Raw genomic sequence first — 12,191 nt, 5'->3', positions numbered from 1 at the left:
TTCAGGTTATTCGGGCTAGGGATAGGTTAGAATCCAGTATTATTCGAGGATATATAGCACCGGTTAGCGCTGAATTGAGACTTGACCGGGATGCTGCCAATGCTGTCAAAACTCTCACATTTTATTTCTGCGCCGAGCGCGTGGTTGAGGTGAAGTATGAAGTTCCTGATTACCGGCGGCGCCGGGTTCATCGGCTCTGCCGTGGTGCGCGAACTGATCGATTCGACGTCCCATGAAGTGGTCAACCTGGACAAACTGACCTATGCGGGCAATCTGGATTCGCTGGTGTCCGTCAGTGATCATCCGCGGTATGTCTTCGAGCATGCGGACATCTGTGATGCCGAGGCGCTGGCACGAATCTTCAGTGTGCATCAGCCGGATATCGTCATGCACCTTGCTGCAGAGAGTCATGTCGACCGCTCCATCGACGGTCCGGAGGCCTTCATCGAAACCAATGTCATGGGCACCTGCCGATTGCTGGAGGCGTCACGACGTTACTGGAAGCAATTGGTGTTGACGGATCCAGCCAAGGCTGAAATGTTCCGCTTCCATCACATCTCGACCGATGAAGTGTTTGGTGATCTTGCAGAGGATGACCCTGGCTTCACGGAGCAGACACCCTATGCGCCGAGTTCGCCCTATTCGGCCAGCAAGGCGGGATCGGACCATCTGGTAAGAGCCTGGCAGCGAACCTTCGGTCTACCGACAGTGATGACCAACTGCTCGAACAATTATGGCCCCTATCACTTCCCCGAGAAGTTGATTCCCCTGACCATCCTCAATGCCCTGGCGGGCAAGCCGCTGCCGGTGTATGGCAATGGCCATCAGGTGCGCGATTGGCTGTACGTCGAGGACCACGCGCGTGCCTTGATCAAGGTGGCGTGCGAGGCGCCGCTGGGGGAAAGCTACAACATCGGGGGGCATAACGAGCAGCGCAATATCGACGTGGTTCGCCTGATCTGTGAGACGTTGGAAGCCTTGGTGCCGCAAAAGCCTGCAGGCCTTGCGCATTACCGTGATCTCATCACCTTCGTGACCGACAGGCCCGGGCACGATCTGCGTTATGCCATTGATGCCGACAAGATAGCGCGTGATCTGGGGTGGCGGCCGCGGGAGACCTTCGAGTCGGGCCTGCGCAAGACGATTCAGTGGTATCTGGATAATCCTGAGTGGTGGCAGCGAATTCGTGATGGCCGCTATCAGGGAGAGCGTCTGGGAGCCGAGATCTGATCCGGGCAACGCGCAGGAGATGAAGTGACTCAACAGCCGAGGTGACTTGGCATGAGTCTCATCATGCTCCTGCCTTGGCCAGCTCTGAGCTATATATATTGATTTGGTGATATTTTGATAAGCAGTATAAATAGCAATAAAATGCACAATCTTGCGGCGAAAACCATGCTGCAGGCGGACTTCTTGCTGTTTACCCTATGAGCTGACTCAGATGCTGCGTCAGGGAGCCCGGTGAGCTTGTCAGTTCACTGGGTCAGGGAGCGTAGGCACTGACTGATCCGCGACGACAGCGGAAATTCAGCAGGGACAGGGAGCGTAACATGGCACGGAAAGGCATCATTCTAGCGGGGGGCTCCGGGACTCGTTTGCACCCGATCACGTTAGGCGTTTCAAAGCAGTTGCTGCCTATCTATGACAAGCCGATGATCTTCTATCCCGCCTCGGTCCTGATGTTGGCCGGCATCCAGGACATCATGATCATCTCGACGCCTGAGGACTTGCCGCAGTATCAGCAGCTGCTGGGCAGTGGTGAGCAATATGGCGTTCGCTTTGAATATGCCGTGCAGCCTAGCCCGGATGGGCTGGCTCAGGCCTTCCTGATTGCCGAGGACTTCATCGGTGAGGATGATGTCTGCCTGGTGCTGGGGGACAACATCTTCCATGGCCCCAACTTCACGGGGCAGCTCAAGCATGCCGCATCTCGCGCCACGGGGGCGACCGTCTTCGGTTACCTGGTACAGGACCCGGAGCGCTTTGGCGTGGTGGAGTTCGACGAGCAGGGCAAGGCGCTTTCCATCGAAGAAAAGCCTGCCCATCCCCGTTCGCCCTTCGCGGTGACAGGCCTTTATTTCTACGACAACGATGTCGTGGAGATCGCCAAGCGCGTCAAGCCTTCTTCCCGGGGGGAGTTGGAAATCACCTGCATCAACAATGCCTATCTGGAGCGGGGCGATCTGCATGTCGAGCGCTTGGGGCGTGGCTTCGCCTGGCTGGATACCGGCACGCATGACAGCCTGCTGGAAGCTGGAAAGTACGTGCAGACCATTGAGCATCGTCAGGGGCTCAAGATCGCTTGTCTGGAAGAGATCGCCTGGGGTAATGGCTGGATCGATGACGATGAGATGTTCGCGCTCGGCCAGCGTCTCAGCAAGACAGGCTATGGGCAGTACCTGCTCAAGCGTCTGGAGGATGTGCGCCGCGCTACGGCACTCGGTGAAGACCGCCACGAATTGATACGCGTGGCGTGATAAGAGTCAGCTTCACCCAAGGCACATGACCCGATTCGACATCGGGTTCATCACCCCCCCAAGGCCCGCAGCTTACCCTGCGGGCTTTGTCGTTTCTGGGCCTGAGGCCGCTCGATCAGGTGCTGCCAGCGACGATTCAGCGCCCAACGCAGGTAACACGTTGATTACATCTGCTACACACCAGCAAAATTTGGGTGGTGTGATACCCAGAAATCATTAAGCTCAAAGTAAGCGTCCCAGGGTCAGTGTGTGCTCTCGCTCGCGCTTGTTCGGCGGTGACGCCGAACGTGCCGGGACCATGAATGCCTCGAGTAAAGGAGACTGACATGACCGCCTTCCCGACCACTCCTCGTTGGATCGTACTCAGTGATGAAGCCCAGGCGCTGGAAGATATCTACTTCTTCCTGCCTGCCATGGCCGCGTTGCGCAAGGAAGGCACACGTGTCGAGCGTTTTGAAACCCGCCGTTGGAAGTTCTCCCCCAAACTTGCCCAGGCGCGCCTCTCCGGCGCCTGTCTGCTGATCGCGCGTAGCCTGGGGCGAGAATGGATCGAGATGCTGGAAGCACATCGTGAGCAGCACGGTCGTATCTGCTACCTCGTCGATCATCTGTATTCCCCTGAGCCGTCGGCAGCGGAGCAGGGCGCCTCCAACCCTGAAGCAGGCTCTGAGGCTGAAGCCGCTCAGTTGCAGCAGCGGTTGTTCGCGCTGGCGGATGAGATCATCGTGGTCAGTGAGCAGCTGGAGGCCGCTCTAGCGAACCTGCATCCCAAAGTCAGCCTGTTGGCCCCGCCACTGACCGGCAAGTTGCCGGATCTTCACCATCTCGAGCAGAGCGACTGGTGCATCGGCTTCCACGGCACTCTGGCGCATCGGGAGGACATCCTCACGTTGGCCCCGGTACTGCGCGATATCCAGACTCGGCATACAGATAGCGAGGTGGAATTGATGATGGGCCGTCATCTGCCGCTGGCGCTCAGCGATATTCCCCGACTCAAGACGATGGAGGCCGTCAGCTGGGAGGCCTTTCAGGATTATTGTTCGCGGCGCCGGATCGCCATCGGCCTGGCGCCCTTGATGGAAAACTCCGGCAATCGCGCCGCCTCCTGGCTACGGTTTCTCGATATCACCCGCATGGGCGGGGTGGGCATCTACAGTCACCGGGCGCCCTATGTAAATCTGATCGAGGACGGTGTCGATGGCCTGTTGGTGGGGGACGATCCAGCAGAATGGACTGCCGCCCTGGAACGCCTTTTGGGCGATCGTGATGCGACGCGTGCCATGGCGCACAACGCGCAACACAAGGCCCATGAAGTGGGCGACCCATTGCGGGTACTGGATTTCTGGCGCGCGCGTTCGACGGTGGCGCGTGCCCGCTAGAGGTCTCATCCATGATGGCCTGCTACAGATCGCCGAAACGAGATAGCCTGGACGAGAAAGCCCGAGCGAGATAGCCATAAAGAGATAGCTGCCCAATCACTGTTCGTTCAAGCGCCGCGCCCCTCAGGGGTGCGGCGCTTTGTTATGATTTAGTCAACTTTTCGTTCTGAGTCATTTGCCTGTTGAAAGGAGTGCTGCATGGCCACCCCCGAGTTACCCGATGACTTGTCTGGCGAAGCGTCGCAGTCATCGCAGAAGGATGTCGAGGTGGCGCATAGCCAGCGTCTCGCCAGCCCAGCGGTCGCCCGCAATCGTGACGTGATTCTAGATGTCCTGCGCGATGTGTTGGCACAGCGGCGTGAGGTGCTGGAACTGGCCAGTGGTAGCGGTGAGCACGCCGTGCATTTCGCCCACGGACTGCCTCATCTGGCGTGGCAGCCCAGCGATGCCAGTCCGCGTGCGCTGGAGTCCATCGCGGATTGGCGCACCGAAGCCGCCTTGCCCAACCTCAAGGCGCCGATCACGCTGGATGTGCAGGCCGAGTGGCCTGAGGTGGCCTGCGATGCGCTGGTGGCGATCAATCTGATCCATATCTCGCCGTGGCGGGTCACGTCCGAGCTGATGTTGCAGGCCGGTCGACGCCTCCCGAAGGACGGCGTGCTGTATCTCTACGGTCCCTACAAGCGGGGAGGGCAGCACTCGGCGCTAAGCAACGAAGGCTTTGATGTGCAGCTCAAGAGCCGCAATCCGCTATGGGGCGTGCGTGATCTGGAAGCGGTCATCGAGGAGGCGGAGCGCAATGGTCTGACGCTCGACAAGGTGGTCGAGATGCCGGCGAACAATCTGAGTGTGGTCTTTCGGCGTTAGCGCTTTCGCTGGCGGCCAGCGGGCCGTCAGAGGGGGTGAGTTCACCTCCTGTGATCCCTTCACTACGACAATGCCCCGTCCTGGTAACAGGACGGGGCATTGTCGTGTATTAGGGTGGGAAACGCGTCACCCAGGCAGTGCGCAAGCGCTTGATTTGCCGACTCACCTTCAATAAGGGCCGTGATGTAGACGTGAGCGGTCGAGGAGCGCCGAGGCAGGCGCGAAGCCGGTGGCGGTCAGGAAGGCGCGGCGCGGATGGCCGTCAAAAAGGCCAGCCTCAAGGAGGCTGGCCAGGTCATGCGAGGGGCGGGAGTGGCGTCAACTTGCCGCTTGCGGCGCGGGCATCACGGCAGGGGGCGTGGCGCTATTGGCGCCAGGCGTCGTACGCCATACTGCGATGTTGGCGTAGCCGTACAACAAGGTGATGGCCAAGACCAGCATGTGATACCAGAGGAAGGGCAAATACGACAGTGTGGAGACACCTAGCGTGGTCGCCATGAAGACCCCACCATCCGTCCAGGGCACCATCGGTGTCGTGACAGTCCCCCCTGCTTCGGCATTGCGTGACAGGACACGCCGGTCGATGCCCTGGTCATCGTAGTTTTTCTCGGTAATCGTGCTGGCGGTAATCAACGAGACATAGGCGGCTCCGCCGAAGAAGTTACCGAAGAAGCCCCCCAGCATGGTAGAGAGCGTCAGGCGCCCAGGATTGCTGGCCCAGCGTAGGAAGCCTTCACTGATGGCTTTGAGAATTCCGATACGCTCCATCAATCCGCCCAGCCCCAGTGCGAAGAGAATCAACACGACGACCCCCAGCATGGAATCAATGCCCCCTCGATTGAGCAGGGTATTGAGAAACTCGACATCCGAATGCATCGCGTTGCCGACATAGGCGATCTGGATCGCCTCAACCGGGCTGATCCCTTGCGCCCACCAGGCACAGGCGCTCCCCAGGAGTGCGCCAAAGGTAATGACCGGGATCGCCGGGTAGCTCCGCGTCAGCAGAGCGATAATGACCACAGCAGGCAAGAGCAGCCAAGGGCTGATCGTGAAGTGCTCTTCCAGGGCCTGCATAGCGAGAGTGGCGCGTGAGGTATCGACGTCGCCATTCACATAAAAGAAGCCCACGATGAGAAACATGATCGAGGCAATGACAATCGCGGGTGCACTGACGAGCATCATCGAGCGAATATGGTCGATCAGACTGACTTTGCAAAGTGAGGCGGTCATGACGGTGGTATCGGACAACGGCGACATCTTATCGCCGACATAGGCCCCTGAGATCACCGCACCGGCGACAAGCGGCAGCGGTATGCCAAAGCTGTGGCCGATCCCTATCATGGCTACCCCGGCTGTCCCGACCGTCCCGAAGGAGGTGCCGGTGGCCAGCGAGGTGAGTGCGCAGATCACGAAGGCCGCAAACAGGAATATCTGCGGATTCATGACCGTTAGCCCGTAATAAATGATGCTAGGCACAATCCCTCCGGCAATCCATGTCCCGATCAGTGCCCCGACTGTGGTCAATACCAGTACGGCCTCCATACCGTTATGAATGCCATCGATGAGGCCTTCCTGCATGCTGGCATAACTGACCTTGAGCCTAAGTCCCAGCGCCATGACCAGGAACCATGAGGCAAAGAGTGCCAGTTGGATGGGAAGCTGGAGCACATTGATGCTCAGGAACATGATGGCAATGAATCCAACCATCACGGCCAGTACCTCACTGAGAGTTGGCAGCCGTATTGGGCCCGTAGTGGTAGACATGGTCTCTCCTTTGCGTTGTTGTCGTTATTGCGATTAAAAGCGAGTGAGCCGATAGGGCGTCATCTCGGGGAGGGCACTTGTGAGGGAAGGCTGACGCGTGCCCGCGAGGTGGGCGACCATCTCTGCGGTGATCGCAGCTTGCGTCAAACCAAGGTGATGATGACCGAAGGCCAACAGCACTTTGCCGCCGTGTACTTGGTCAATAATCGGGAGCGAATCTGGCAGTGACGGTCGGAAGCCCATCCATGGCGTGGCATTCGCTGGGTCGAGGGGAGTCTCAAACAATCCTTCGGTCAACTTGTGAAGTTGCCAGGCGCGTTGCATGTTTGGCGGTCGTTTTAGTCCGGCAAATTCGACGGTGCCTGCCAGACGAAGTCCATCTTGCATGGGCGTCATGATGAAGCGGCGCTCGAGTGATGTGACGGCGCTGGGAAGGCGGTCCGCTTCTCTCGGCAGCATCAAGTGATAGCCGCGCTCGGTATCCAGCGGGACGTTGATGCCCGTCAGGGCCTTGGTCAGGACGGCGGAATGCGCGCCACAGGCGATCAGTACACGGGACGCTTCCAGCGTTTGCGCATCATGCGTGCGCAATGCCACGCCGCTGGAGGTCAGTTTGCCTCCGACGATTTCCTGCTTCTGAAATTCGACACCTGCCTGCCGCGCTGCACGCACTAGCGCCTCGGTCACCGTTAACGGGTTGACGACATGGCCCGTCTCTGCGAAGTACAAGCCGCCTTGTATCCGGGAAGAAAGGGCGGGCAATTGTTGACGGATCGCTGCGCCTTCCCATAGGTCGACGGCTACGCCCTGTGCGGCCATCCGGGCGTGGATGGCCATGAGGTCACGGCGGGTGCTGGCATGCTCATGGATCAGGAACGAGCCATGGTCCTTGAGGAGGTCCTGCGCCCCGATAGACGAGAGCAATGTGCGCCAGGCCTCCAGGCTGGATTCATTTAGAGCCCGCAATGCCTTAACGCTATCGGCGTAAGGGCTCGCGCGCAGGTTGAGTAAGAGGCGGACGAACCAAGGGGTCGCGCGGTGGAGGTATCGCCAATCCAGACGCAGAGGCCCCATGGGGTCTGTCAGCATTCCCGGAATTTTTTTCAGTAGGCTGGCATCCGCAATCGGGAAGACTTGCTCGGTGGCCATGTGACCGGCATTCCCCCAAGAAGCGCCATACCCGGGGAGCTGGCGGTCAATGACTGTCACTTTTGCCCCCTGGCGAGCCAGTGACAAGGCGCAGGCCACGCCGATAATCCCTGCTCCGACGATCGTGATGTCGTCACCTGCTGTGACGGCCGCTTGTGTGCGGTTTACCGAACTCATGATGTCTGACCTGCGTTGTTGTTTTGTCGATTGTATAAAATATATGTTAGCCGATCGTCCGGAGCAATAACCCTGTGACTAAAGTCGGGGGAGTGTCGCTAGTGTTGCCCCCGACTCGGACATCGGGGGCGCATCACCCAGCGCAGAGGGAAGAGGCCAAACGCCTGCGCTGCTTAGAACGAGGCGATCGTGGTTGCTCGAATGCTCGTCGATATTGCGCAGTCACTGAGGGAGCGACGGTCGCGCCATTCTTGTGTGGCAAGACGAACGGGCCGTTGGGGGGATGACTCATTGGTAAGCGACCGGTGATCCCATCTACCGCAGAGTCCTGAATTCCGTCACGTTAGATGTCCACCTATCAATAAGTGGACACTTATCATGACGGAATCAAGCGTGTTGGAAGTTCCTCGCAAGCGTCGCCGCTTCACTGCCGCCTTCAAGGCCAGGATCGTCGAAGCGTGTCAGCAACCCGGTGCCTCCGTTGCCGGAGTGGCGTTGGAGCACAGCCTGAATGCTAACCTGGTCCACAATTGGATCCGTACCACCCGTCAGCAAACGGCTGTGCCAGAAATACCGGCATTTGTACCGGTTCCCATGACTCGCGAGTTGTCACCGGCCACTCCCCAGCATCAGGTGGCGGACCCTATTCGCCTCACCATCCCGCACCCCAACGGCCCGATGGTCATCGAGTGGCCTGCCTCGGAGGCCGACACCTGTCGATCTCTGATTCGGGAGCTGCTCGCATGATCCGCATCGACGAAATCTGGCTGGCTACCGCCCCCTGGATATGCGGGCCGGTCCGGACACTGCGTTGGCCCGAGTGGTGAAGGTCTTCGGCGCGGTTCGCCCGCATTGTGCTTATCTGTTCGCCAACCGGCGTGGCAACCGCATGAAGGTGCTGGTCCACGATGGTCTGGGCATCTGGCTGTGCGCCAGGCGCCTGAACCAGGGCAAGTTCCACTGGGCTGGCAACCGGCATGGCGATTGCGTCGAGCTCTGCCCCGAGCAGGCCATGGCACTGGTGCAGGGCCTACCCTGGCAGCGTCTCGGCACCGACGGCGTCATCTCTGTCGTCTGACACGCCAGGCCAGGTACGGCACAGAACCTCCCGGCCCGCTATTCGCTGATGCGCCAATCCCACTGCCTTCGGCGGGCTGGCATACTGGCGGAATGACGACGCCCCCCGACCTGACTCAACTCTCTCCCGATCAGCTCCGCCACTTGGCGGCAACGCTGATGACGCAGGTGGAGGCAAAGGAGAAAGCGCTACGCCACAGCGAGCAGGTCAATCAAAAGCTGACCTATGAAATGGCATTGCTCAAGCGCCACGCCTTCGGCAAGCGCAGCGAGCAGCTCAATGTCCTGCAGATCAGCCTGCTGGAGGAAGGGGTGGACGCCGACATTGCTGCCATCGAGACCGAGCTGGAAGAGCTCCACTTCACTGCTGCCACGCCAGTGGCAAGGAAGACGCCCAAGCGCACGCCCTTACCTCCCGAGCTACCGCGCACCGAGATTCATCATGATCCGGAGAATGATCACTGCCGGTGTGGTTGTCAGCTGAGGCGGATCGGCGAGGAAATCAGTGAGAAGTTGGATTACACGCCGGGCGTGTTCCACGTCGAGCGGCATATCCGTGGCAAGTGGGTCTGCGACCAATGCGAGACACTGACCCAGGCACCGATGCCGACGCAGATCATTGACAAGGGCATCCCCACCGCCGGCTTGCTGGCCCAGGTGCTGATCGCCAAATATGCTGATCACCTGCCACTCTATCGCCAGGAGCAGATCTTCGCCCGCGCCGGCGTAGCGATTCCGCGCTCCACCCTGGCCGAGTGGGTCGGCACCTGCGGGGTGCGACTTCAGCCGCTGATCGATGCACTGCGTGAAGTGTTGCTCAACGAGCCGGTGCTGCATGCCGACGAAACGCCGGTACCGATGCTGGCCCCTGGCAAGAAGAAGATGCATCGCGCCTATCTCTGGGCCTACGCCACCACCCCGTATGCCGGGTTGAAGGCCGTAATCTACGACTTCAGCGAGGGACGTGGCGGTCAACATGCCCGCGACTTCCTCGGGAAGTGGCGGGGCAAGCTGGTCTGTGACGACTACAGCGGCTACAAGCAGAGCTTCGCCAACGGTGTTACCGAGATCGGTTGCATGGCCCATGCCCGCCGTAAATTTGTCGATCTGCACGTCGCTGGCAAGAGCCAGATCGCCGGGCAGGCTATCGAACTGATCGGTCAGCTATACCAGGTGGAGCGTGAGGTACAGTCACTCAGTGCGGAAGAGCGTCAACAGCTGCGGGAGACGAAAGCAAAGCCCATCGCCGATGCGCTACATCGCTGGATGCTGGCGCATCGCGAGAAGGTCCCGAATGGTTCGGCGACGGCGAAAGCGTTGGATTACAGCCTGAAGCGCTGGGCGGCGTTGACGCGCTACCTGGATGACGGCGCGTTGCCGATCGATAACAACCGGGTGGAGAATCTGATTCGCCCCTGGGCGCTGGGGCGTTCAAACTGGCTGTTCGCCGGATCTCTGCGCAGTGGCCAGCGTGCTGCCACCATCATGAGCCTCATTCAGTGTGCCGAGCTGAACGGCCATGAGCCCTATACCTACCTGAAGAATGTGCTGGAAAGGCTGCCGACCCAAAAGGCTAGCCAAGTGCACGAACTTCTGCCCCATCATTGGCAGCATACTGCGTGATCACTCGCAAGCGGTGATGCCCGAACGCTTACACTCATTGGACCGATAAGGCCAGGTGACTGGCCGCGCCGCCAAGCAGGAGGCGTATCAATCATGACGTGGTAAGGGGGAGCAAGATGCCTGCGAGTGACGCGAGGCTGGGGGCAGGAGGCGTGTGCTACGCGAAAGGGAAATTGGGATACATTGGCGTATCAGTCATCGGGGGGGGGGGCGTTTAGGCTTGGGCAGGCCTGAGTGAGCATGGCGGCAGGCATTCGTCTGCGATTCATGAAGCGATAGCGCATTCGTTAGGCATGTGCTTGGGCCCTCGGGTACCTGGTTTTACCTGCACCTGTCCACTTGGCGAAGCGTTGTAGTGGCACAGTGAATCTGGCCACCTGACTTTGAGTGTATGATGGCTCACAGAGACAATCAGGTGCAGATGATGACGAAGAAGAGAACGTTTAGCCCGGAATTTCGCTTGGAAGCGGCCCAGCTCGTGGTCGACCAGGGCTACACGCTGAAGGCGGCGTGTGAGGCTATGGGAGTTGGCAAATCCACCATGGAGTATTGGGTTCGCAGGCTTCGCGCTGAGCGAGCAGGCAAGGCGTCGCTGAAAGGTGAGGCTCTGACGCCGGAACAGCGTGAGATCCAGGAACTGAAGCGCAAGCTGCGGCGAGTGGAAGAAGAGAAGGCAATATTAAAAAAGGCTACCGCTCTCTTGATGTCGGACTCCCTGAGCAATTCTCGATAATCGAGCGACTTGAAGAGAGCTACGCGGTGCAGCACTTGTGTCAGGTGTTTGGGGTGCATCGCAGTAGCTACCGGGCTTGGCGTAGTCGGGATAGAAGACCTTGTGAGACTGAGCAGAAGCTGCTGGATCAGGTTGTCGAGGCGCATACCATCAGTAACGGCTCTGCCGGCGCTCGCAGCATTGCAAAAATGGTCACGCAGGCAGGAATACAGTTGAGTCGTTATCGGGCCAGCAGGCGGATGAAGCAGCTGGGGCTGATGAGCTCGCAGCCGCCGAGGCACGCCTACAAGAAGGCTGATCAGCCACACCTGGATATACCGAATGTTCTTGATCGGGAGTTCGATGTAAAGAAGCCCAATCAGGTATGGACCGGCGACATTACCTATATTTGGACAGGGGCACGCTGGGCTTATCTGGCAGTGGTCATCGACTTGTATGCTCGTAAACCCGTGGGGTGGGCATTGTCCCTATCGCCGAACACGGAGCTGGTAAAGAAAGCGCTGACCATGGCCTACGAATCGCGTGGAGAGCCACGGAATATCCTGTTTCATTCGGATCAGGGTTGCCAGTACACCAGCCGGGCATTCCGGCAGATGCTCTGGCGCTACCGAATGACACTGAGTCTCAGTCGCCGTGGCAATTGCTGGGACAATGCCCCAACAGAGCGCTTCTTCAGAAGCCTGAAAACGGAATGGATACCAGAGATCGGCTATCCCGATGTTGCTGCGGCGAAGCGATCTGTCACTGATTATATGATCGGTTACTACAGCAGCCTGCGGCCGCACAAGCATAACGATGGGATACCGCCGAATTTGGCAGAAAAGAACTACTGGAATGCTCAAAGCTCGGTGGCCAAAAGCACTTGACCACTACACGTGCTCATGATCAGCGGCTGGTATCGGATCGGACATCTAAGGCCGGGATAAGAAAACGGTAAAGGTAAAG

The 12,191-nt window shown here is 59.1% G+C and carries 10 protein-coding genes; 8 read left to right on the top strand and 2 right to left on the bottom strand.

From position 1 onward, the window contains the following. Positions 1 to 156 precede the first annotated feature (156 nt). The 4 genes from rfbB (at position 157) to CLAM6_RS10710 (ending at position 4,723) form a co-directional block, all read left to right on the top strand. On the top strand, positions 157 to 1,230 hold the full coding sequence (gene rfbB / locus CLAM6_RS10725) for a dTDP-glucose 4,6-dehydratase (RefSeq protein WP_153636059.1): 1,074 nt from the start codon (positions 157 to 159) through the stop codon (positions 1,228 to 1,230). 320 nt (positions 1,231 to 1,550) lie between these two features. Next, entirely contained in the window at positions 1,551 to 2,477 is a 927-nt protein-coding gene (rfbA, locus tag CLAM6_RS10720) for a glucose-1-phosphate thymidylyltransferase RfbA (RefSeq protein WP_153636058.1), read from the top strand. A 326-nt stretch (positions 2,478 to 2,803) separates the two neighbouring features. After that, positions 2,804 to 3,856, top strand: coding sequence for a glycosyltransferase (locus CLAM6_RS10715; RefSeq protein ID WP_153636057.1), 1,053 nt, complete (start codon positions 2,804 to 2,806; stop codon positions 3,854 to 3,856). A gap of 198 nt (positions 3,857 to 4,054) precedes the next feature. Further along, a complete protein-coding gene (locus tag CLAM6_RS10710; protein WP_153636056.1) occupies positions 4,055 to 4,723 on the top strand; it encodes a DUF938 domain-containing protein in 669 nt (222 codons plus the stop codon). Positions 4,724 to 5,041: 318 nt separating this feature from the next. On the opposite strand, the gene nhaC is transcribed toward CLAM6_RS10710, so the two are convergent. Both nhaC and CLAM6_RS10700 read right to left on the bottom strand, forming a co-directional pair. Then, positions 5,042 to 6,487, bottom strand: a complete 1,446-nt coding sequence (gene nhaC / locus CLAM6_RS10705; protein WP_153636055.1) for a Na+/H+ antiporter NhaC — start codon at positions 6,485 to 6,487, stop codon at positions 5,042 to 5,044. Between the two features lie 33 nt (positions 6,488 to 6,520). Then, a complete protein-coding gene (locus tag CLAM6_RS10700; RefSeq protein WP_347237585.1) occupies positions 6,521 to 7,849 on the bottom strand; it encodes an NAD(P)/FAD-dependent oxidoreductase in 1,329 nt (442 codons plus the stop codon). Between the two features lie 357 nt (positions 7,850 to 8,206). Between CLAM6_RS10700 and tnpA the strand changes: the two genes are divergently transcribed. The 4 genes from tnpA (at position 8,207) to CLAM6_RS10680 (ending at position 12,112) form a co-directional block, all read left to right on the top strand. After that, entirely contained in the window at positions 8,207 to 8,560 is a 354-nt protein-coding gene (gene tnpA / locus CLAM6_RS10695) for an IS66-like element accessory protein TnpA (RefSeq protein ID WP_156941220.1), read from the top strand. A gap of 40 nt (positions 8,561 to 8,600) precedes the next feature. Beyond that, complete coding sequence (gene tnpB, locus CLAM6_RS10690; RefSeq protein WP_153636052.1) at positions 8,601 to 8,891, top strand: IS66 family insertion sequence element accessory protein TnpB; 291 nt, start codon at positions 8,601 to 8,603, stop codon at positions 8,889 to 8,891. A 92-nt stretch (positions 8,892 to 8,983) separates the two neighbouring features. Continuing rightward, entirely contained in the window at positions 8,984 to 10,513 is a 1,530-nt protein-coding gene (tnpC, locus tag CLAM6_RS10685; RefSeq protein WP_153636051.1) for an IS66 family transposase, read from the top strand. Positions 10,514 to 10,937: 424 nt separating this feature from the next. Continuing rightward, positions 10,938 to 12,112, top strand: a protein-coding gene (locus tag CLAM6_RS10680; protein ID WP_242007794.1) for an IS3 family transposase whose coding sequence is annotated in 2 segments (ribosomal slippage) — positions 10,938 to 11,193 and positions 11,193 to 12,112 — 1,176 coding nt in all. Because the reading frame shifts where the segments join, the coding sequence is not laid out codon by codon here. Positions 12,113 to 12,191: the final 79 nt, after the last annotated feature.

Source organism: Cobetia sp. AM6 (assembly GCF_009617955.1).
Taxonomy (GTDB): domain Bacteria; phylum Pseudomonadota; class Gammaproteobacteria; order Pseudomonadales; family Halomonadaceae; genus Cobetia; species Cobetia amphilecti.
Note: the sequence above shows the minus strand (reverse complement) of the source record. Positions and strands in the feature narration are given on the sequence as shown.